Raw genomic sequence first — 22890 nt, 5'->3', positions numbered from 1 at the left:
ACAAAAGTTTAGCAAAGGTTTTCAAATAAAGTGAAGGTGTTCATTACTCTTTATGAAGAGGTGTTGTCACGCATCACTTCTCCACATTGAAAATAAGAGTTTATCCCCTCTAAGAATACAGATAATGGGCTATTTGATTGCTATGCTAGTATGAAAAAAGTAAAGACACTTTGCAGCATTGTTGATTGGAGTGGAGCCAGCGTCACTCCTAGGGGATTAGCGTCACAGAGGAGACCCTGGAGCGAACGGAAGTGAGTGAAGCGGCTCCTCGGACGCCCCCTGGAAAGGACGCTGGCGGAACGGAAATCAACCTCTCACCTTGCAAAGTTGCTTTTTCTGCCGTTGACATCATCTTTTTGCAACAACATGAAGAACCTGCTTATTCAATATCAATAAGCAGGTTCTTTTTTAAATAATATAATCGTCAATATATTGAAGCTGTGTTAACACTTCATCCACACGATGGTGTAAATCTTTATAGGTTTCCGTTATTTGCTGTGGAGAGATGGGCTTACTGAATAGATAGCCTTGAATATAATCACAGCCGCCATCTATTAGAAATGATAACTGTTCCACTTCTTCAATGCCCTCTGCCACAACCTTCAAACGTAAATGTTTAGCCATTGAAATAATCATGGAAACAAGTGCTTCATCATTTGGATTATGCGGCACATTTCTCACAAAAGTTCGATCAATTTTTAAACAATCAATTGGGAATTCCTTTAAATAAGATAGAGAGGAATAGCCTGTTCCAAAATCATCTACAGCAATTTGAATGCCTAATGCCTTTAACTCATGTAATAGCTGCGTCATTTGATCAATATTCATCGTCATACTTTCCGTAATTTCTAATTGTAAAAATTTCGGATCCAATTTGGTACGTTGTAAAATCTCTAGTACCATTTCTACTAAATCCTGCTGAAATAATTGTCCAAGTGATAAATTCACTGCCACTTTCATCGGAGGTAAACCTTGTTTCTCCCATGTTTTTGCTTGTGTGCATGCGGTTTCTAATATCCACTTACCTAGCGGGATAATAAGGCCACATTCTTCAGCAATAGGAATAAAGACATCAGGTGGAACAAAGCCACGCGTTGGATGACGCCACCGTACCAATGCTTCGACCGATTCAATTGTGCCTGTTTTTAAGTTTACCTGTGGTTGATAGTCTAAATAAAATTCATTATTGGCTAACGCATTATGTAAGTCTTGCTCTAACAAAATTCGATCTGCAATGCCTTTAGACATATAGGGCTTGTAAAAAAGAAATCTTTGAGGTATTTGTCTAGCCTCTTGCATCGCTAACTGTGCATGCATTAATAGCTCTTCACCCGTCCCTTTATCCTCATAGAGCGCAATCCCTATATTTAAATTGCCATTCAATGAAAATAATTGTACCTGTAAAGGATCTGTCATGGCACTTTTGAGATTTAAGCAAAATTGTAATAATTCTTCGATGGTCTTTACATGGTTAATATAAATAACAAATTGTTCCTCACGAAGTTTAGTGGCAAAATAATGAGGAGGTACAATCGCTTGTATACGCTCTGCTACAAGCTTCATCATTTTATTAGAGTTGCTTATCCCAATGGAAGAACGAATCGCCGCAAAGCGATCAATTTCTATGGCAATGATAGCCTTTTGTGCTTTATTATCATGTAAATTTTCTTTTAACGTCTTAAGTAATAAATGTTCATTTGGCAGCAGTGTAATGTCATCATGATAAGCTTGAAATCGAAGTTCCTGTTGAGATTGTTCAAGATCCTTTTTAATTTTCAACAGCTGCTGAAATGGTTTTTCCACAGATGTGTAATAAATCGCCTTTAAGAAAAAATAGAATGCTAAAAACTGATAGATCAATGCCGAGAAATCCCATATTGCATTTTGATCTTGACTAACAATAAAGAAGACATCACTTACAATAAGAGAAATAGCGGCACTGATTAGCCACATAGAACGCTTCGGTAATTTTTTTACATATTTACTAACTATAACAATGGTTATAATTTGAAGAATAATAGCAAATAAGTGTACCATATTATCAATATAATCGAACCAATGTTTTGGCAATATATACGCTAGAAAAACAGTTCCTAATACGAAAAGCACAGAACTACCATATGTCAATATCCGATGATTCATGGTTAATCGCTTTTTAGGGTATAAAATAATTAGTAAAAATCCAATGGATAGATACAAACGCATCAATATATGTAAGGGCTCGTCCAAAAAGCTCCATTCACTAGATTGGCTAAAGAACAAGCTGGCTAATTCTAGTAAGGCAATAATGAAAAACATGTTTCCTATGTATAAAGTTTGATTGGATAATAAGTGTGAAAATACTAAATAGGATTGGATCGCAATTGCCATTGTAAAAACAATGATTAAAACTTGTATCACCAATTTTAAATCTTGATACATGCCACCCTGGAAAACACCATATATTTGATTGCTAAAGCTTAATAATGGTATGACAAGTAATAATGGTAATACCATGTACCAAATCTCTTTTTTCTCTATCTGATTAAACCATCTCTCCACTCCAAACCCTCCATACTACTATATAAACATTCACTAGGAAATTTTATCTATCTATATCGAATAATCAATTTTGAATTGTATATTTCTTTGACTTCTTACAAATCATAACACTTTTATCGGAATTTGTATGCATCCATGTGAAGTATGCTAATATTCATTTTATTTCAATATTAGAATACTTTTGATATTTTTAGTGCTTTATTCCACTCTGAAAAGTTGATGTTTCAGCCTCTGGACGAGCCTAACCCTTCTTTTTTTAATAGCAGCAACAGATAGACCTAGCGCATTGGCTATTTCTGGATCACTGTAATCTTCTGCATAATAAAGGAGTAATATTTTCCTTTCTATTTGCTTTAACTGGGACAACATGATTTCAAGGGAGCTAGGATTTTTTTGATTATCCCTTTCCTCCAGCTCATTAAGAATATAATTGAGTGTTTCATCATCAACAACTGTCATTCTTTCTGTATAGTTTTTTTCCTTTGATAATTCATTTAAAATCTCTCCTTTTATCCAAGAATAAAGATAAGCGGAAAACTGTCCTTTAGCTGGATCTGCTTTTAGCCATGCCCTCCATACAGCAATGGAAGCAATATGACGATAGTAATCAAAATCCTTGTAAATATGAAGCTGTGTAAGAATGGTAGTAATCATTGGTTGCACAGCCTCTAAAATTTCTTCAAAAGATTGTGTCGATGAGAGATTCTGATCGTTTTGAATGGACATTCTACTCTTCCTATCGACTATGCACAGTCCAATATTCCTAGGTGACATCATCTTAGATCGTTACGTTACTTGAAGCGAATAGTCATTTTCATCATTACATTGTGCATAATGAATAAAATGCTTGTCATATTTAGTCAAAATTCCCTTAGGTTATGGCAAAAATCATCTATTTTCTTTGGTATTTCATACATATTTAAACGATAGTTGGACAAATTACTACTAAGGAGGCGATATAGTTGAATTTCCAAATAAGAGACGCAATTACAGCGAATGTACATGGTCAATCTGCCGCAGAATTTAAAGATATTGTGGAAGATGCCATTAATCGTGGAGAAGAGCATTTACTGCCAGGGCTTGGGGTGTTTTTTGAAAAATGGTGGAAGCAATCCAGTCCATCTGAACAGGATGAATTTGTTCAAAAGCTAGAAAAAGTATTTGCTAACTGATTTTTAATGAACAGTGCATTCCATTTCCAATAAATGCGTGTTAAAGTTTTATTTATCAGAAAATTTGGAGGGATTGGAATGACTGTTGCAGTAGAATTACTTGTCAATCAACTCAAACAGGTTTTATTAGAAGAACAAGTGTCAACAAACGAAACGGTACGACAGCTACACGGGAAGGATGAATCTCATCATATGATGAGCTTACCTGATATCGTTGTCTTTCCCCGTTCCACAGCCGATGTCAGTGCGATCTTAAAAATTGCGCATGCACAACGTGTACCAGTTGTACCATTCGGTGTTGGCTCCAGCCTAGAAGGAAACGCGATTCCCATTGCACATGGTATTTCTATCGATTTCTCTGAAATGAATACTATTTTAGAAGTTCGACCTGACGACCTTCTTGTAAAAGTTCAGCCTGGCGTCACACGCTCTCAATTGAATAAGGAGTTAAAAAAACATGGTTTACAATTCACAGTAGATCCAGGTGCAGATGCAACACTAGGTGGCATGGCTGCGACGAATGCTAGTGGTACGACTGCTGTGCGTTACGGAGTTATGCGTGATCAAGTTCGTGATTTAGAGGTTGTCCTTGCAGACGGCTCTGTCATCCATACGGGCAATTTAGCGGCGAAGTCCTCTTCTGGTTATCATTTAAATGGCCTATTTGTCGGCTCAGAAGGAACACTCGGCTGCTTTACGGAGTTAACGTTAAAAGTTTATGGTATACCTGAATTTGTGACGGCGGGGCGAGCTGTTTTTGACACAATTGGCGATGCTGTCAGTGCCGTTACCACCTTATTACAGGCTGGTATTTCAATTGGTCGAGTAGAATTGGTCGATGAAGCCTCTATGAAACAAGCCAATATCTATAACGATACTTCCTATAGCGAAAAACCAACATTATTTTTAGAATTCCACGGAAATGAAGCGGGTATGCACGCAGACATCGCATTTGCTACAGAAATATTTGAGGATTTTAGCTGTCTATCTGTTGAATTTGAACAAGACAATGCTGCTCGTAATAAGCTTTGGGAAGCACGTCATTCTTTGGCCTATGCCTATATTCATGCTTATCCTGGTAAGAAGCTTATGTCAACCGATGTCTGTGTACCAATCTCTGTGCTTGCTGAAACCATTTTATATGCGCGTGAACAGCTTGATCATGTTGGGTTAGCAGGCGGGCTTGTTGGCCATGTGGGCGACGGAAATTTCCATGCACTTTTAATGTTAAATCCAAATGACGCCGAGGAGCAGGCAAAAGCGGATCGCTTCAATGAGCAAATCGTCCAATATGCTTTACTTCGAGGTGGCACTTGTACGGGCGAGCATGGTGTTGGCATTGGCAAAATGAAATATCAAGCCACTGAGCACGGTACCTCTTTAGCCGTTATGAAAAGTATAAAAGCAGCACTTGATCCCCATAATATTATGAACCCAGGGAAAATTTTCACTATGTAATCTTGCAAAAAACACGATCTCGTCATGAAGACGAAATCGTGTTTTTTTTATTAAAGATTGCTAGAACAATTGACACACTCTGTTACGTGGTATCATCTTCCTCTTCAACTTTTATATTTTAATCATACTACACAATATCCCTTAATCCTTCCCTTTGTCATCTTTCGCCATCATTAACATCTGATGCGCTAGATAAAACACATGGTTAGGGGAAAGGATACAAGTAATCCGCTCATCGTTTTTATTTTTGAAAATCCAAATGGGGTTCTGGTTCATCTAAAATCAAAACTTCAGGCTCTGAAAAAGCGGTCTAGCAATACCGAGTCAATAATCCTTTAAATGAGGTATTTGTCCGAAACTGAACTCTTTATTACAAATCATAACGGAAGCCTTTTACTAGCGTATCTCCTTTACGAAAATCCTTAGATTCATCACGTACAAAGCCTAATGATAAATAAAGGTTGATGGCAACCTGCATGATATCGCCCGAATGTAAATATAAAGCTTGATCTTGACGAGCGCGTGCGAAGGCAAAGCTTTCATGTAATAATTTTTTCGCAATGCCTAATCCCCTACCCTGAGGGTGTACGCCAAGTAAACGTACAATGGTAGAATGTATAGTAAGCTCTGGCAAACCATAAGCCTTTTCAGAATCCGTAAATAGCTGAAGCCCTCCTAAAATCTCATTTCCCCGCTTTGCCACTAAAATTGTTTCTGCATCAGGATTGCCTACAGATGCACGAATGGCACTTAAATATGAAGCCCAATCTTCAGGGTTATTGTATTCTTTCTCATATTGTGAATAACTCTCTACAAGAACCTCTAAATAACGTGCATGGTCTTCCTCTTTCAACTGTTCAATCACTATTTCCACTACTGTCATTGTTTATTCCCCTTTCTTTTTGTCAAACGAATTTACAGGCATTTCGTCAAATGCCTCCCTTATTATAGAAAGTTACTCTTTTTTCAAGGCGATGGGCGAGCCATTCAACGATGGCTGAAACACCCCAATAAATAATGCCGACAGCGATAAATGCCTCCAAAAATTTCAAATTTATAGAGGCTACAATATTTGCTACACCTGTTAATTCTTTCACTGAAAGAAAAAAAGCAAGCGATGTAGCATGTAAAAAGCCTATAAAAACATTGGTGAAATTAGGAATAGATTTACTAAATGCCTGAGGTAATATATACCGACGCATTGCCTGTGAAAATGTTAAACCAACTGCATAAGCTGCCTCTAGCTGCCCCTTAGGTACACTTAAAATGCCTGATCGAATGATTTCGGAGGCATAGGCACCTGCGCTCAATGTCAAAGCAAGTAAAACAAAAAATAATATGGGGATCGAGCTTGATTGAATATTTAGCTTTAATGCTTTCGCAAGGACATCCACTATAATAGGTACTCCGAAATAAACGAGCATTATATGCATAATAATAGGTGTACCTCTAAAAAAAGACACATAAAAATTTAATAACGGTGCAAAAAATTTAGTTTGCTGAATTCGAACAAAGGCAACAATGACACCGATGAGAATACCCAGTAAGACAGGTGTAGCTGTCATAAATAAGGTTAACGGCAATACCTTACTAATTTCTTTAAAAGCTTCGAAAATAAATGCAAAATCTATGGTCATAACTCTTACCTCCTAGCTAGATACAGCTTCCTTCGACATATAGCGATTAAGATAGCGCTCATTGCTCTTTAATACCTTTTCTAACAACAGCACAATGACATAATAGACAATAGAGAGTGCTAAATAGATTTCTAGCGCTCTTGTCGTGGAGGCAATAAGCGTCTCTCCTCTCCCGACCATATCCATGACCCCAATTGAAAATGCGAGCGAAGTGTCTTTTAAGGAGCTTATCATTGTGTTCGCTATATTTGGAAAGGCAACACGAAGAGCCTGAGGAAATATAATCCGTACAAACGCCTGCTTACCGTTTAAGCCAACTGAATATGCAGCCTCTATTTGCCCTCGGTCCACCGTTAAAATGGAGGCTCTAAAAATTTCTGCAAATGCAGCAGCATTACTTAAGGTGTAGGTGATAATGACAAAATACATGGCATCCATTCTAGTTACATCAATATGCACAATCTTTAATAATGCGGGTATACCATAAAACACTAGAAATAATTGTACCAATATCGGTGTGCCACGAATAAACGAAATATAGACTGTTATTATTTGCCTCAAAACGTTGATATGGAGCAGCTTCGGTATAGCGATAGCTATACCAAGCAGCATCCCAAAAAGAATAGAAAACACTAAAATTTCAAATGTTACTGGTAAATATTGAAGTAATATTGGAAGTACTTTTGCTATCAGCACGATGTCAAAGTCATTTGCCATACTTCCTTCATCCTCTCTGATTTTTTAAAAGTCTACCGTATAATCATCACCTAGCCACTTTTTACTTAGCTCACTAACAACACCATCCTCCTTCAATTCACGAATCGCATCATCAAGGCGTTGTTGTAGGGTAACCTCATCTTTATTTAATAAGAAATATACTTTTGAATTTAATAATGCGTCTCCCACTACCTTTTGCTGTGCTTCATTGTTTTCGTTATAATACTTCACGGCAAATGGCGTTGTAATAATAGCATCCACACGACCTGTCGCAAGTTGATTATTTACATCCACTGACCCTGATGAATAGACGAGATTAGCACCTAGATCGTGTTCCTTATTGTATTTCTCAATAAAGACTGCTGAATTACTTGTTGGAGAAACACTCACATTTTTTTCTTTTAAATCATCAATTGATTGGATATCATTATTTTTTGCATTAACGGTTACTTTTAATGGAAATACATTATAAGGCTCTTTATTAAATAGAAATTTCTCCTCGCGCTCACTATTGACTTCCATTTGATGGGCAATAAAATCAATTTTTCTTGTTTCTAAACTTAGTAATAAATTTGAGAACTCCATTGTCTTAAATTCAAACTCATATTCTGGTAGCTTCTCATCAATTGCGCGAACAAGCTCCACATCATAACCAGTTAAATTTCCCTTGTCATCTAAGAAGCAGATATTCGGAAATTGTGTACCTGTACCTACAATAATTTTTTGAACATCCTTTCCACTCTGTGCTGTATCATTTTTACTCGTATCTCCTTCAAGCTTTTCAGTGCCTGCACAAGCCGTTAGAAGCAACGTTAATAATAGCAAACTTAAAAATATAATTTTTTTCATATTATCCCTCACTTTTATCATTGTAAAATTAGCTGAATAGTAGTATTTATTGCAGTGTGAATGCTTTGTCTTTGTCCCAAATCGTGCTTGGTAGCTCTTTTTTGAGTACAGGCATGATTTCAGTTGCAAAACGCTCTAATTGTTCACTTTGCTCAGACAATTCAAGCCCTTCCACACTAAGCATCTGGACTTGATGCTTAAAAGCTTGATGATACTTGATGACTTTTTCAATAATTGCATCTGGACTACCAACTAATGCGGAGCCACGCTCAATATGGTCCTCTAGGTTTTTGAATGGCGAATTATTCACCTTGGAGGCTTCAGTGCTCATAAAACCTTCATAATAAGGTCGATACTTCTCAATCGCTTCCTCATTGGTATTAGCAATGTATAAACCTCTCGCACCCGCACCTACAACAGCCTGCTGTGGATCAAAGCCATAATGATCTAAACGTCTACGATAATGATCTATAAGGGCTTGATATTTTTCTAATTCATGAAAGGTATTGGAGGAAAAAATAGGGTCTCCGTTTTTTGCTGCTAGTTCTGTCGATAGTTCACTTGAAGCACTGCCATGCCAAATTCGTATCTGTTGCTGATAAGGTCGAGGCTCAGTCGTTACAGAATCAACTTTCGAACGAAACTTACCTTGCCAGCTTATATTTTCTTCGTTCCATAAGCGTTTTAAAAGCTCATATTTTTCAGCTAAGGCTGCCCATTGATCCTCATCTTTGACATCAAATAAAGGATAGTGTCTAGGGTCATTCCCTTTGCCAATAACGACATCTAATCGTCCTTTTGATAAATGATCCAGCGTTGCATAATCCTCAGCAACTCGTATAGGATCAAGAACGCTCAACACAGTCACGGTTGTTAATAGTCGAATTTTTGAGGTTTTCATCGCTAGTGCACTTAATAACACAGTAGGAGATGAGGATAAAAATGGTGCACCGTGTCTTTCTCCTACGCCGTATCCATCAAACCCTAGATTTTCAGCTAGCACAGCCTGCTCAATTAAATGTGTAAAAACCTCCTGTGTTGTTAATATACGACCAGTTTTTATATTTGGTAGATTATTAATCAAATTACCAACAATAAATTTCATAATCCCTCTCCTTATTGTGTAAGATGAACGTCATAAAATAATGGATAACCAATAGAATCAAATGCTACATCTTGCACCTGAAGTGAAGTTGCTACTGTATAAGGAAAAACATATATAGGAATAATAGCTACTTCTTCAATAAGCTTATTTTGAATTTGTTTATACAAATTTTCTCGTGTTGCAGCATCCTGCTCAGTCGTTGCCGCCTCTAACCATTGATCTACCTCCGCGTTTTGATACCAAGCTAAATTAATGCCTCCTTTATCAGTAGTTTGCTTGGAATGATAAAACAAGCGTAAATCATCAGGATCAATCGCTACACGGCTATTCCCACGTAAATCATAGGCTGCAGCGTCCGCTAAGACTGATCTTGCCTCACTCGTTGTTTCTATAATGACATCAATACCGACAGCCTTTAATTGCTCTTTTACCATAATGCTAATATCTTGGCGTTTTTCACGATTAACAGCATCATTTAAAATACGCAATGTCAATTTATGGCCATCCTTTTCTCGGATACCATCCTTCCCTTTTTCCCAACCTAGCTCTTCAAATAATTGATTAGATTTTTTCACATCAAACCCATCTTTACCTTCTAAGCTGTCATCATAGCCAAAAGTTGTAGAAGTAAGTGCAGACCAGGCCCTTTTATATGTACCTAGGTACAGGGTGTTCACAATACTCTCAACATCAATTCCAGCCTTTAGTGCTTGGCGTGCTTTTACATCATTCCAAGGAGCCGTTGTATTATTAACAAAGAGTGTATATGGTAAGCCTCCTGTCTCTACCTCCCATAATTTTAACTGACCACTCTTTTCAATCGCTAAAATATCCTGTGGTGGCACCGTTTCTGCCGCCTGTAATTGATTGCTTTGTACACTTCCTACTCGAGTAGCCTCCTCTGGTACAATTTTAAACGTTAGTTTATCCAAATAGGCTGGACCATCGTGTTTAGCAAATGGATAAGCGCCGTTATACTCTTCAAACTTTGCTAAAACAATCCGATCATTTTCAACTTGCTCCACAAATTTAAATGGACCTGTTCCAATAGGATGTAAACCAAATTTATCTCCAGCCTTTTCAGCCGCTTCCTTCGACACAATCGATAAATTAGAATGGGCTAAGATCGTTAAAAATGTTGCAGAGGGTTGCTTTAAAATAAATTTAATCTTATGAGTATCTACAACCTCAACAGACTCAACATCTGACAGATAGGTAGCAGCTGTGAAGGCCTTTGTTTTGACATCAAAAATTCGCTCAATATTATACTTTACGGCAGCTGCATTAAAATCTGTGCCATCATGGAATTTAACCCCTTCACGTAATGAGAATGTGTACTCTTTTTTGTTATCTGATACAGACCACTCCGTAGCCAGCCATGGTTTTATCGTATTATCCTTCTCTTGATAGACCAATGATTCAAAAATACTTTTAATTACTCGTGTTGCTACTGCCATACCACTTGCATGAGGATCGAGTGTATCAGGTGCTGTTGATAAAGCGAACGTAAAATCGCCACCCGCTTGCACTGACTGCTCTTTATCCTTGTTTTCTGAACCATTTGTTTTATTCACACTCACTTCTGTTTTAGAGGTGCTTGATGAACAACCTGCTAGCGCTAATAGAATAACCATTACAGTAATAATCAGACTATATGGTTTCTTATTAAACATAGACATCTTCCTTTTTTTATAAGTCATTGATTTAATTCTAAGCATAATGACATTGAACACTATGGTTTGGCGCTATTTCTACAAAGGCTGGCTCCTCTCGACTACAATGTTCTGTCGCAAAAGGGCAACGTGTTCGAAATGCACAACCAGACGGTGGATTAGCTGGTGATGGAATTTCTCCGTCTAGTGAAATAGGCTCTGTAACATGGGAACGATTTATTTTAGGCATAGCTGCAATAAGGGCTTTTGTATAAGGATGTTTTGGATCTTGGAAAAGCTGCTCACTAGGTGCCATTTCGACGATTTTCCCTAAATACATTACCACCACCCGATCCGCAACATGACGAACGATATTCAAATCGTGTCCAATAAATAAATAGGTGAGACCTAGCTTTTGCTGTAAATCCTTCAATAAATTAATAATTTGTGCTTGCACGGACACATCTAATGCAGATACTGCTTCATCTGCTAATATAAAACTAGGATTGATCGCAATAGCTCTAGCAATACCAATTCGTTGGCGTTGCCCTCCAGAAAACTCATGTGGATAACGAGAGCTCCACTCTGGATTTAACCCCACTACTTGTAATAATTGCTGTATTCGATCTTCCATTTCATTAGCCGAAATTCCTTTAAGATGGACTTTTAGCGGCTCTGCAATAATCTCCTTAATGGTCCATTTAGGATCGATGGAACCATAAGGATCTTGAAAAATCATTTGCATATGTTTCCTTCTATCTCGCATAGCCGACTTTCTTAAATGCACGATGGATTGACCATTAAATAGAACATCTCCAGCAGTAGGTGTTTCTAGCTGTAATATCGTTCTGCCTAGAGTAGATTTTCCACTGCCAGATTCACCTACTAATCCCACTGTCTCACCTTTAAAAATTTGAAATGAAACGTTGTTCACTGCTTTTATTTTCTTGTTTGCTTGTTTAATTGGATAATATTTGTGTAAAGACTTTATCTCTAGCAATACTTCACGCTCTTGATTTTCCCTGTAGTCTACCTCATCTTCTATAACAGAATCGTTTTCGACGAGCCATTCCGGTTTCTGAATTAGCTCCTTTATATGCCAACAAGCACTTTCCCGTCCTTGAAAATTTCTTAGAGGAGGTCTCTCTTCTCTACATTTTTCAGTGGCGAATGCGCAGCGAGGATGAAAGCGACAGCCAGTTGGCATCTCAGCAAGATTTGGAATTGTACCTTCTATAGAGGGCAGTCTCTTTCGTTTGATATGTTGTTCATTTGGAATGGATTGTAATAAGCCCCTTGTATAAGGATGATAAGGCAGTGAAAATAACTGCTCTATTGATGCTTGCTCCACAATTTCTCCCGCGTACATAACAAAAATTCGATCAGCTAACTGCGATGCTACACTTAAATCATGTGTAATTAGTAAAATGGACGTGTGATATTCCTCTTTCAGCTCCTTAAGTAGTGCAATAATTTGTGCTTGAACGGTAACATCAAGCGCGGTAGTGGGTTCATCAGCAATAATCAAATCAGGATTACAACTTATAGCCATAGCGATCATGGCTCGTTGCAACATGCCTCCAGACAATTCGTGAGGATATTGTCCCATACGTACGATAGGATCTGATAATCCAACTCTTGTTAATAATTGAATCCCTCGTTCATGTGCTTGCTTTTTGGATAATTTTAAATGCCTTTGCATCATCTCCACCAATTGTTGTCCAATAGTAAACACTGGGTCAAAGGCGATAGAGGGCTCCTGAAAGATCATGGCAATCTTCTTACCTCGTATATTTAACAGCTCACGATTTGAAAGCTTGACAATATCTCTGTTGCCTAATGTAATTTTCCCATTCGTAATCACACCATTTTCATATTCAATTAAACGCATGATTGCTTTCGAGGTGACTGATTTCCCACTCCCAGATTCGCCAACTAAACAAATTGATTCACTAGGTTTTATAGTGAAAAAAATAGTAGATACAGCGTTTAGAACAGCAGATTTAGACTTAAAATCTACTGTTAGCCCTTCCACTGTCAATAAATTATCCATCATAAACACCTCTTCCTTAAGACAAACGCTTTTTAGGATCTAACTTATCACGTAAACTATCCCCCAAAATATTGACGGCTAACACAAAGAGTGCGATTGCTAATCCTGGAAACGTTGAAATCCACCAACCGGCCGCTATATAGTTTCTGCCTTGAGATAATAAAAAACCCCAATCCGGAATTTCTGACACCACACCTAATCCTAAAAAACTGAGACCCGCACCTGTTAAAATGGCCATTCCTAAACCGTTTGAAGCCATAACTAATAATGGTGAATAAGCATTCGGTAGGACGTGTTTCAAGAAAATTACAGGATTACTAATCCCTATCGATTTTGACGCTAGAATGTAAGGACGATTTTTTATACTTAATATTTGGCCTCTCATTACCCGAGCATACGTCGGAATAGCTGATACTGAGATGGCAATGACAAGATTGGTAAAGCTAGAACCTAATACAGCGGCAATAGCAAGCGCTAATAAAACACTTGGGATTGTTTGTATGATTTCAATCAGTCTCATTAATATAATGTCAATAATGCCCTCGATATAGCCAGCTAAAGTTCCAATAAGAGCACCAATGAATCCACCTACAACAACAGCACTTATGCCAAGTAAAAGAGAAGTTTTACTTCCATACACAACTAAACTAAATACATCCCTGCCAAAATAATCAGTCCCAAATAGATGCTTGAATGATGGAGGCTGTAAAATAGCAGTAGGAAACATCTTTGTAGGTGAATACATTGCTACCCAATGTGGGACTATGGCACAAATAATAAAAAAGATAATAATGAGGATAGCAGCTGTTAACATCATCTTTTCTAGGTGAAAAATACCTTTACTAAGTCGCTTTAATTTAAGTTTTGAAACAGGTTTCGTTTTAATAGTTTCTAACTTTTGCATCCTTATCCTCCCTTTACTTGCCTACTTCGAATTCGAGGATCAATGATGGAATATGAAATATCAATACATAGATTAATCACTACATACACAATAGCAATAAAAAATACAACACCTTGTATGATTGGTAGATCCTTAGCTGTTATGGCATCTGCCACCATTCTTCCAAGCCCCTGTCTTGCAAATACTGTTTCGATGACCACCGTCCCACCTAAAAAATCACCCAGTAGCACGCCAATCATTGTCATTGCAGGTATTAATGCATTTTTAAGGGCATGACGGTATAAAACGATATGCTCTGTCAGTCCTTTTGCTCTAAGCGTCAGTATATAAGGTTCGTTCAAAACCTCTAGCATACTATTCCGAACTACTCTAACAATAAACCCTGCACCTAGAAGACCTAATGTAATAGCAGGCAAAATAACAGAACGCCAACCATCTGAGCCCATCGCAGGAAACCAGCCTAACGAAATGGAGAAAATTAAAATTAGTAAAATTCCCGACCAAAATGTAGGCATGGAAATCCCAAAGAGTCCAACTAAACGTGCAATATAATCAATTACCGTGTTGCGATGAACAGCGGCTAACACCCCAAGTGTAATACCTACAATGACAGCAATAAGTAGACTTGCAACTGTTAGAACAACAGTTGCAGGTAATTGTGTCCATATTTTTTCTATCACAAATTCACCATCAATGGCTGATTGCCCAAAATCACCATGCATTAAATCTACTAAATAATTAGAGAATTGTTTTGTAAATGGTAAATCCAAACCTAATTCTTTACGTAAATTTTCTGCTACCTCAGTACTTGCAGCATTTTCAGCTAGTAATGTATCAACGATATCAGTGGGTAAAAAATAATTGATTGAAAAAACTGAAAAAAGGGCACCCAGTAGTACAAATAGTGCTACTAAGCCACGATTAACAATTAATTTTATCATTTATACACCCCATTTCTATAGTGCGTTTTACGACTGTATTTTTTCTCCAGCTAGTGCTGCCTTTAAATGCTCAAGACCAAGTTCTGTAACCGCTTGATAGATACCATCTTCACTTGAACCAATTTCTACAACAGGTACATAACGAATTCCATATTTTGTATCTAGAATGTCACGGAAAGCATCATTATGCGTTACATCCACTGTTTTATAAGGTATACCCTCTTCTTGTAAATACGTTTTTACCTCATTACAGTAACTACAGCCTTGTTTCGACCAAACGATTACATCTTTATTTAGTGTCATTACGTTTTCCTCCTCAGCTTACCGCTTCTTTTTGCTGTAAATGTACTGGACCCAATAACTCAAAAGATCGCTCACGTTCAAAATCCTTTAAGATAGGCGTATGCAAAATGAATTCGTCTACTTGGTATTGCTCATGGTAGTCATCTAAAATGGCTTTAATTTCTTCTGATGTACCGTATAAAATATCGGCCTCATACTGCTCCACCGTATATTCCTCTCCAGATTCCTGACCAAATTTCTCCGCTAGCTCTACTGATTGTAGTGTCAGGCTTCTGCCACTTGCTAAATGCACCTTTGTAATTTTTTGATCTCCAATTAGCTCTTTCGCTTCCTCTTTGCTTGGAGCAGCAAGTGCAGCAATGGAAATCGCAAAATGACCATTTGGCTGGTGACTGCGATAGGTTGTAGCCGCTTGTGCCAAAACATTATTATCACTATTAATGAATCGAGCAAAGACAAATGCAATGCCGAGTTTTCCTGCAAGAGCAGCACTTTCTGGGCTAGCACCAAGTAAAAATAATGTTGGCTTTTTCTTTGGAATCGGCGTTGCTTGTATGCCATATAATTCGTGCTCTTTTGGTATGGATTGCTCAATTAATTGCTGTAAAAATGTTAATCTTTCTTCAAAATCTTCTCCATTATTGAGCGTGCCATATTGGAGAGCCTTTGTAGAAAGGGGTAAGCCTCCAGGTGCTTTTCCAATCCCCAAATCTATTCGCCCTGGCTCCAAAGATGCTAGAACATGGAAATTTTCCGCTACTTTATAGGGGCTATAATGCTGAAGCATAACCCCACCTGATCCAATGTTGATTGTTTTTGTTTTAGCTAGTAAATAAGACACTAATACCTCAGGAGATGTCCCTGCTAATGAATCTGTATTATGATGCTCCGATACCCAAAATCGTGAATAGCCTAACTGCTCAGCTCGCTGTGCTAAGGCCACCGTTTTTTGTAATGTTTGTTCATTGGTTGCTCCTTCAATGATAGGGCTTTGATCTAATATGCCTAATGTATAACTCATACAATACCTCCCAATTTCTTTTATTCAAATAAATTTACTAGGTTTTTAGACAGATTGTTTGACATAGCGACTTTCTTTGAAGGGTAAACCTAAATTCCCGCGCAAAGTATCTGCCTCATAATCTTTACGATAAAGCCCTCTTGCTTGTAAAATTGGCACTACTTTATCAACAAAATCTTCAAGAGCACCAGGTACTGTCACACCAATGATAAAACCATCTGCTGCTTCCTTTTCAAACCATTCCTGTACAAGATCCGCTACTTGCTCAGCTGTCCCAAAAAATGCTGTTTTTGGTGTAGCCTCGCGTAAAGCAACTTGACGTAATGTAAGTCTCTCTTGCTTAGCATATCGTTTAATATAATCTGTTGTACTTCTAAAGCTGTTGGCCCCAATATCACCTAGTTCAGGAAACGGTGCATCCACATCATACTGAGTAAAATCATGATGGTCGAAGTAACGCCCAAGATAAGCAAGAGCACGGTCTATGGAAACTAACTCAACGATTTCTTGATATTTCGCCTCTGCTTCCTCCACTGTATCGCCAATAATCGGCGAAATTCCTGGGAATATCTTCACTTCATCTGGGTTTCTTCCAAATGCCGCCACTTCTTTCTTTACTCTTGTGTAAAATTTTTGTGCCTCTTCAATGGATGCACCATGTGTAAAAATGGCATCTGCATCCTTGGCAGCCAATCGAATACCTGCATCAGACGACCCAGCCTGGAATATAACGGGCTGACCTTGCTTTGTTCGACCAATATTGAGTGGACCCTGGACGGAAAAATGTGACCCTTTATGATGTAATGTGTGTAATTTTTCTGGATCAAAAAATTGATCATTGTCGACATCTGCAATAAACGCATCATCATCCCACGAGTCCCATAGGCCCTTGACAACCTCTAAATATTCTTCTGCAATTTGATAACGCTCTGCATGGCTAGGATGCTGATCGATTGTTTTATTGTAGTTCAAAGCAGTACTTTCTAATGGTGTGGTTACAACATTCCATCCTGCACGCCCAGCACTAATATGATCTAATGAAGCAAATTGTCGTGCTACTGTAAATGGTTCGCTATAGGAAGTTGAAACCGTGCCAACTAACCCAATGTTTTTCGTCGCTACAGCTAAAGCTGATAAAATCGTAATAGGCTCGAAACGATTTAAAAAATGAGGAATGGATTTTTCATTAATAAATAAACCATCCGCAATAAACGCTACATCAAATTTTCCCTGCTCTGCCTTCTGAGCCTGTTGAATATAGAAAGGTAAGCTTACACTTTGATTGCTCGCCACCTTTGGATGACGCCAACCTGAAATATTTCCCCCTACCCCATGAATAATTGCTCCAAATCGAATTTTATCCTGTCTAGCCATGTCAATTCCTCCTCAATCTTATTTTACTAAACATAGTGGTTAAGTATGTTTTGTTGGATTGAGAATGATATTACCGTTCCTTCAGACGATATGCAATAGGTACAGTAATAGAAAAATTTTTATGTTCGGATAAAATATTTTATCAATGCATTTCCCACATGCCTTCAAAGTGCCTAGCTGTTTCACAAATCGTCTGCCAAAAAGCTGACGGCAATGTGTCTTTTTCTTTATAGGTTAAAAATATATGTTGATTCATATCCAGCAAATGCTTGACGTCTATCTCCACAAATTCACCACTTTCCAGTTCCTTTTTGACGCAAAGATGTGGTAAAAAACTTAGATAGTCTTTTGTTCGAATGAATTCTTTAGCAACTTCTAAATGATCTGCTCGTACTTCAATATTGGCTGCCACACCCTCTACCTCGAACATTTTATGCACATAATTCCAATCAAACGCCCCACATTCAAAAAACACCATTTTCTGTTGGGCTAATTCTTTTGCTTGGATAAGTTCATGTAGTTGCAATGGGTGATCACGGTGTTTGACAAGTTTCACGGCATTGTTTAATAAAAGTTCGTTCTCAATGCCATCCCTATGCACATATTGAATAAAACCTAGATGAATTTGGTGGCTTTGCAGTTTTTCTAAAATCATTGTTGTGGAACCTGTGATTAGTTGAAAACGCAAATAAGGAAATTGCTCTTTCCACTTAGGCAATGCATAGGCTAAGAAATACTGGGCTGTCACCCCATTTGCCCCAATACATACCTCATCTGTCTCCTGCGTTTCTTCTAATTGCTTCTTTCCTTGCTGAAATGTTTGTACAATTTGTGTAGCAAATGGTAAAAAATCTTTCCCTTTCTCTGATACGCTCACACTTCGTCCATCTCGGTAAAATAACTCAACCCCTAGCTCTCGTTCTAATGATTTGATACGCGCAGTTACAGTCGGTTGCGATAGAAACAAAGCATTGGCTGCTTTATGGGTACTTTTGTAATGGACAACATATAAAAATGCCTCGATATGATCTATATTCACGAGGAGTTCACCCCTTCATTACTTATTTATCCTATTATATAAATAATTCTTCATATTCTCTATAATTTATAGGAAAACTATGTTTTAATTTTTTGACAAAAAAAAGTAACCTAGCGTCTCCCAGGTTACTTTACTATGTAGCGATGTAGCCATCCATCTTGACAACAAACATCGCGCGTGGTGAACATCCCTCTGTCTGCCAACCACTTGTATGTTATTCACACGGGCACCCTCTGTTGCCCATGTAAACTCTATCTATCGGACTTCTCAACCCGAGAAGTATATGTCAGCTTTTATGCTAGGATCGATGCAAGAACCGCTTTCTGTGCATGAAGTCTGTTCTCAGCTTGCTCAAAGATGTAAGAATTAGGGCCATCAATAACAGATGTTGCCACTTCTTCCTCACGATGTGCCGGTAAGCAATGCAAGAACATATAATTCGGTTTTGCATAGGCAACTAGCTCATCATTAATTTGATAGCCAGCAAAGTCTTGTAAACGTTTTGCTGCCTCTTCCTCTTGTCCCATGGATGTCCAAACATCTGCATAGACCACATCTGCATTTAACACTGCTTCAACAGGATCATTTGTGATCATAATTGTACTGCCATTTGCTGCTGCAATCGCCTGTGCTTTGGCAATCACTTCTGCATCACATTCATAACCTTCAGGAGTGGCCACTGCAACGTTCATGCCAACGTGTGCTGAAGCGACTACAAGTGAGTGTGCTACATTATTGCCATCTCCTACATAGGCAATTTTAAGTCCTTTTAACATGCCTTTATTTTCTGCAATCGTTTCTAAATCAGCTAATGCCTGGCAAGGATGATAAATATCCGTTAATCCATTGATGACAGGAATTACTGCATGCTCTGCAAGCTCCTTGACCATCGCATGCGAATTTGCACGAATCATAATACCATCTAAATAGCCAGATAATACATGTGCAGTATCATAAATCGACTCACCACGACCAATTTGCAAATCACGTGCATGCATAAACATACCTTTTCCACCTAATTGATTCATGCCCACTTCAAATGAAATACGTGTACGAGTTGAATGTTTTTCAAAAATCATGCCAAGTGTCTTTCCTTCTAGTAATCTTGGACATTTCCCCTCTTTTGTAATCATTTTAAGCTGTGTTGCTAGTTCAATAAGTTCTTGAACCTCTTGACTTGTATAGTCTAACAAAGTTAGAAGATCTTTTCCTTTTAAACTAGACACTAACTTTAACTGTACTTCTTCAAGTAATTTCATAGCCTTCGCTCCTTATATCGTTGCTGTTGAAATTAGTATATCATGCATAAATATAAAATCAACTGAATTTTTATAATTAATTTTAATTATTATTCATTTGTTATGAAATGTGACAAAAATTCGTCATACAGAATATTTATGCATAAATGTTCAATTAGATCACGACTATTTTTTAGCGATAGTAAAGAAGGAACTAAAAATGTATGAATGGCACAATGTGTAAAGAATAGATTGCGGGCTTTGTGACTATTGGTATCAAAGGAAGAAATTTTGACACTAAAAACAATGAAAAGCCCCCTAACAAAATTAGTTAGAGGGCAAGTCCATTTCTTCTAATTATTCAAATGTAATTTTATTGACTGCATCACGGTCTAATTTTTTAATGACTTCAACCATTAATTTAACGGCGTTATCATAATCATCACGATGTAGGATACCTGCATGTGAATGGATATAGCGTGTCGCAATACCGATTGATAGTGCTGGTACGCCATTTGCTGTTACGTGGATGGAGCCAGCATCAGTACCGCCGCCAGCCATCGCTTCAAATTGATATGGGATATTGTGCTCATCTGCTACATCTAATACGAATTCACGTAAGCCGCGGTGTGAAACCATAGATGCATCATATACAACAATTTGAGGGCCAGCCCCCATCTTACTCGTTGATTCTTTTGCTGTAACTCCTGGAGTATCTCCTGCTACACCAACATCCACTGCAAATCCAATATCCGGCTGGATTTTATGTGTTGTAGTTTTAGCACCACGAAGTCCAACTTCTTCTTGTACATTCCCTACAGAATAAAGAATATTAGGGTGCTTTTCATTTTGTAACGCTTTCATAACATCAATCGCAATTGCACAACCAATACGGTTATCCCAAGCTTTCGCTAATAGATACTTATCATTTTTCATAACATTAAACTCAAAGTATGGTGTTACCATATCGCCAGGACATACGCCCCACTCAAGTACTTCATCTTTAGAAGCAGCACCAATGTCGATAAACATATCTTTAATGTCTACTACCTTATTACGTACATCAGCAGGTAAAATATGAGGTGGCTTTGAACCAATAACCCCAATCACTTCATCGCCCTTACGTGTAGTAATCGTTACACGCTGTGCAAGCATAACTTGGCTCCACCAGCCACCTACCGTTTGGAATTTGATAAAGCCTTTGTCATCGATTTGTGTAACCATGAAACCTACTTCATCTAAATGTCCTGCTACAACAATTTTAGGACCGTTTTCATCGCCAACCTTTTTAGCAATGACACTACCTAAGTTATCTGTTTCTACAGTATCTGCATATGGTGCAATGTATTTTTTCATGACCTCACGTGGTGCACGTTCATTACCTGCGATACCATTTGCGTCTGTTAAATCTTTAAACATTTGTAATGTTGGATCTAGTTGTGTCATCCTTTTGCCTCCTACTTCTTATATCTATTTTATTATACTTCGTTTACCGAAATATTCCTAGCTTAATCGTCTGAAAATTGGTGTATTTCTTAATTTAATAACCTGAGCGCTGACGATTGTAATTTTCTTGGTTTTTTTCAAGATAAGCGCCAACCACATCCTCAAATGTAAAACCGAGATTATACGCTAGTACTCCGTAGTATTGCCAAATAGCTAAATAGCGCTCCTCTGTAGGTTCATGGATAAATGCTAAAATAACACTTTGTGTTTCTAAAAAGGTTGTCGTTAAATCTCTATTTTCTTCTACTACAGGCCACATTGCAATCGATGTATAGTCCTTTAATAAACCAAGCGATAAGATAAAATGAATGGAATCCACATATTCCTCTAAAATGACTTCACGTGCTGATGGTCCCTTTGTACTCCAAAATTTAAAGCAACGCGTTTCATTGGCAAGCTCAGCCAGTTCCACTAGTAAGGCTAAGCCCTTTTCCTGAAACACATCTTGCTGAACATTTTGTGTTTGCTCGATAAAATCATCAAGCTCTTTTTGCATGGTAAACAATTGTTGTAAATTCATTTTTTTCTCCTAAATTTCTAAAAAATATTTTAAATAAAGTGAAACTATTTGACCTTCCTAATCGTATAGGAAAGAATAACCTTTCTTCAAGGGGGAAATTTAAACATGTTGCCGTTACTAATTCGACTTGCTGTAATAGCGCTTATTATCTATGTATTTTACAAAGCGATTCGTTATATAACCGATCCAAAACGCAAACTGGATGAAGCCTATGAAAAAGGCCAGTATTATTTCTATGATGACGTTAAAAATGTCCGAAAAAATTTCTTTATTTCCTATAAGGGTGCGCTTTTTGAAGGTGAAAAATACCTAGGCACAACAGAGGATGCATTTGAGGTTGTTACCATTTTCGTCGGTGCACGAGATGCTGCAACGTTGCAAGGCTTCAGCAAAAGCGACTTTGAATATTTGCAGCAAGAAATACTATTGAACTATCCAAGCGCCAAAATCAATTGGAAGCAGCCCATTGAACAGCTTATGCGAAACACATCCCCATCATGAGGATGTGTTTCTAATTATTTTTATTTATGTCCACAGTTGTACAATGATAAAAATTTGAATGGCTGCGAGTAGTGGAAAACCAAATGCAAAACGATTGTGGCGTGTTTTGTGACGAAATAAATACATACCCAATACACCGCCAGCTGCCCCTCCTGCTATGGCTAGTGTAAATAACGTGCGCTCTGCTATACGCCATTCATGATTTTTTGCACGCGATTTATCCATTCCCATTAAAATGAGCAATACAATTGATACAATGCCCATATAAGCTAATAATGCTTGTCCCATTCCTTACTCCTTTAAAAACGTGATACTATTAATCTAACACAAAAAAGACTGATAGAAAAATCCATCAGTCT

The 22890-nt window shown here is 37.8% G+C and carries 22 protein-coding genes; 3 read left to right on the top strand and 19 right to left on the bottom strand.

Annotation, left to right across the window (positions count from 1 at the left end; genetic code table 11):
• Nucleotides 1-408 precede the first annotated feature (408 nt).
• Both ACEVFT_RS03400 and ACEVFT_RS03395 read right to left on the bottom strand, forming a co-directional pair.
• Nucleotides 409-2541, bottom strand: coding sequence for a bifunctional diguanylate cyclase/phosphodiesterase (locus ACEVFT_RS03400; RefSeq protein WP_393948133.1), 2133 nt, complete (start codon nucleotides 2539-2541; stop codon nucleotides 409-411).
• Nucleotides 2542-2739: 198 nt separating this feature from the next.
• On the bottom strand, nucleotides 2740-3267 hold the full coding sequence (locus ACEVFT_RS03395; protein WP_342441179.1) for an RNA polymerase sigma factor: 528 nt from the start codon (nucleotides 3265-3267) through the stop codon (nucleotides 2740-2742).
• 236 nt (nucleotides 3268-3503) lie between these two features.
• On the opposite strand from ACEVFT_RS03395, the gene sspI reads away from it, so the two are divergent.
• Complete coding sequence (gene sspI, locus ACEVFT_RS03390; protein ID WP_004226361.1) at nucleotides 3504-3713, top strand: small acid-soluble spore protein SspI; 210 nt, start codon at nucleotides 3504-3506, stop codon at nucleotides 3711-3713.
• A gap of 78 nt (nucleotides 3714-3791) precedes the next feature.
• Nucleotides 3792-5171, top strand: coding sequence for an FAD-binding oxidoreductase (locus ACEVFT_RS03385; RefSeq protein WP_393948131.1), 1380 nt, complete (start codon nucleotides 3792-3794; stop codon nucleotides 5169-5171).
• Nucleotides 5172-5541: 370 nt separating this feature from the next.
• Here the strand turns inward: ACEVFT_RS03385 and ACEVFT_RS03380 are convergent, their stop codons facing one another.
• From ACEVFT_RS03380 to ACEVFT_RS03305, 16 genes are all read right to left on the bottom strand, one after another.
• Nucleotides 5542-6054, bottom strand: coding sequence for a GNAT family N-acetyltransferase (locus ACEVFT_RS03380; RefSeq protein WP_205444888.1), 513 nt, complete (start codon nucleotides 6052-6054; stop codon nucleotides 5542-5544).
• Between the two features lie 46 nt (nucleotides 6055-6100).
• Nucleotides 6101-6808: an amino acid ABC transporter permease gene (locus tag ACEVFT_RS03375; RefSeq protein WP_393948130.1), complete on the bottom strand. Its 708-nt coding sequence runs from the start codon at nucleotides 6806-6808 to the stop codon at nucleotides 6101-6103.
• Between the two features lie 12 nt (nucleotides 6809-6820).
• Nucleotides 6821-7525, bottom strand: coding sequence for an amino acid ABC transporter permease (locus tag ACEVFT_RS03370; RefSeq protein WP_393948129.1), 705 nt, complete (start codon nucleotides 7523-7525; stop codon nucleotides 6821-6823).
• A gap of 24 nt (nucleotides 7526-7549) precedes the next feature.
• Nucleotides 7550-8374 carry a transporter substrate-binding domain-containing protein gene (locus ACEVFT_RS03365; protein ID WP_342441182.1) on the bottom strand — a complete coding sequence of 275 codons (825 nt, stop codon included), beginning with the start codon at nucleotides 8372-8374 and terminating at the stop codon, nucleotides 7550-7552.
• 46 nt (nucleotides 8375-8420) lie between these two features.
• A complete protein-coding gene (locus ACEVFT_RS03360; RefSeq protein WP_393948128.1) occupies nucleotides 8421-9479 on the bottom strand; it encodes an LLM class flavin-dependent oxidoreductase in 1059 nt (352 codons plus the stop codon).
• 11 nt (nucleotides 9480-9490) lie between these two features.
• Nucleotides 9491-11152 carry an ABC transporter substrate-binding protein gene (locus ACEVFT_RS03355; RefSeq protein ID WP_393948126.1) on the bottom strand — a complete coding sequence of 554 codons (1662 nt, stop codon included), beginning with the start codon at nucleotides 11150-11152 and terminating at the stop codon, nucleotides 9491-9493.
• Nucleotides 11153-11189: 37 nt separating this feature from the next.
• The gene (locus tag ACEVFT_RS03350) at nucleotides 11190-13184 is read right to left on the bottom strand and encodes an ABC transporter ATP-binding protein (protein WP_393948124.1); all 1995 of its coding nucleotides are present in this window, start codon (nucleotides 13182-13184) and stop codon (nucleotides 11190-11192) included.
• 16 nt (nucleotides 13185-13200) lie between these two features.
• Nucleotides 13201-14088 (bottom strand): ABC transporter permease, encoded by an 888-nt coding sequence (locus ACEVFT_RS03345; protein WP_393948123.1) that lies wholly within the window; start codon nucleotides 14086-14088, stop codon nucleotides 13201-13203.
• Nucleotides 14089-14090: 2 nt separating this feature from the next.
• The gene (locus ACEVFT_RS03340) at nucleotides 14091-15029 is read right to left on the bottom strand and encodes an ABC transporter permease (RefSeq protein WP_393948122.1); all 939 of its coding nucleotides are present in this window, start codon (nucleotides 15027-15029) and stop codon (nucleotides 14091-14093) included.
• Nucleotides 15030-15056: 27 nt separating this feature from the next.
• Nucleotides 15057-15332 carry a glutaredoxin family protein gene (locus tag ACEVFT_RS03335; protein WP_205444900.1) on the bottom strand — a complete coding sequence of 92 codons (276 nt, stop codon included), beginning with the start codon at nucleotides 15330-15332 and terminating at the stop codon, nucleotides 15057-15059.
• Nucleotides 15333-15345: 13 nt separating this feature from the next.
• Nucleotides 15346-16353 carry an LLM class flavin-dependent oxidoreductase gene (locus ACEVFT_RS03330; protein ID WP_342533162.1) on the bottom strand — a complete coding sequence of 336 codons (1008 nt, stop codon included), beginning with the start codon at nucleotides 16351-16353 and terminating at the stop codon, nucleotides 15346-15348.
• A 45-nt stretch (nucleotides 16354-16398) separates the two neighbouring features.
• Entirely contained in the window at nucleotides 16399-17727 is a 1329-nt protein-coding gene (locus tag ACEVFT_RS03325) for an LLM class flavin-dependent oxidoreductase (protein ID WP_393948120.1), read from the bottom strand.
• Nucleotides 17728-17869: 142 nt separating this feature from the next.
• Complete coding sequence (locus ACEVFT_RS03320) at nucleotides 17870-18766, bottom strand: LysR family transcriptional regulator (RefSeq protein WP_205444905.1); 897 nt, start codon at nucleotides 18764-18766, stop codon at nucleotides 17870-17872.
• A 293-nt stretch (nucleotides 18767-19059) separates the two neighbouring features.
• Nucleotides 19060-20025 (bottom strand): ornithine carbamoyltransferase, encoded by a 966-nt coding sequence (argF, locus tag ACEVFT_RS03315; RefSeq protein WP_205444906.1) that lies wholly within the window; start codon nucleotides 20023-20025, stop codon nucleotides 19060-19062.
• 336 nt (nucleotides 20026-20361) lie between these two features.
• On the bottom strand, nucleotides 20362-21450 hold the full coding sequence (locus ACEVFT_RS03310; RefSeq protein ID WP_342533165.1) for a M42 family metallopeptidase: 1089 nt from the start codon (nucleotides 21448-21450) through the stop codon (nucleotides 20362-20364).
• Between the two features lie 94 nt (nucleotides 21451-21544).
• Complete coding sequence (locus ACEVFT_RS03305) at nucleotides 21545-22030, bottom strand: dUTP diphosphatase (protein ID WP_205444910.1); 486 nt, start codon at nucleotides 22028-22030, stop codon at nucleotides 21545-21547.
• 105 nt (nucleotides 22031-22135) lie between these two features.
• On the opposite strand from ACEVFT_RS03305, the gene ACEVFT_RS03300 reads away from it, so the two are divergent.
• The gene (locus ACEVFT_RS03300; RefSeq protein ID WP_004226335.1) at nucleotides 22136-22531 is read left to right on the top strand and encodes a hypothetical protein; all 396 of its coding nucleotides are present in this window, start codon (nucleotides 22136-22138) and stop codon (nucleotides 22529-22531) included.
• A 24-nt stretch (nucleotides 22532-22555) separates the two neighbouring features.
• Here ACEVFT_RS03300 and ACEVFT_RS03295 read toward each other — a convergent pair whose 3' ends face one another.
• Nucleotides 22556-22819: a DUF1294 domain-containing protein gene (locus ACEVFT_RS03295; RefSeq protein ID WP_016994854.1), complete on the bottom strand. Its 264-nt coding sequence runs from the start codon at nucleotides 22817-22819 to the stop codon at nucleotides 22556-22558.
• Nucleotides 22820-22890: the final 71 nt, after the last annotated feature.

It is taken from the genome of Lysinibacillus sp. PWR01, from assembly GCF_043359455.1.
GTDB classification, from domain to species: Bacteria; Bacillota; Bacilli; order Bacillales_A; family Planococcaceae; genus Lysinibacillus; species Lysinibacillus fusiformis_F.
This window is presented reverse-complemented; position numbering and strand designations above follow the sequence as displayed.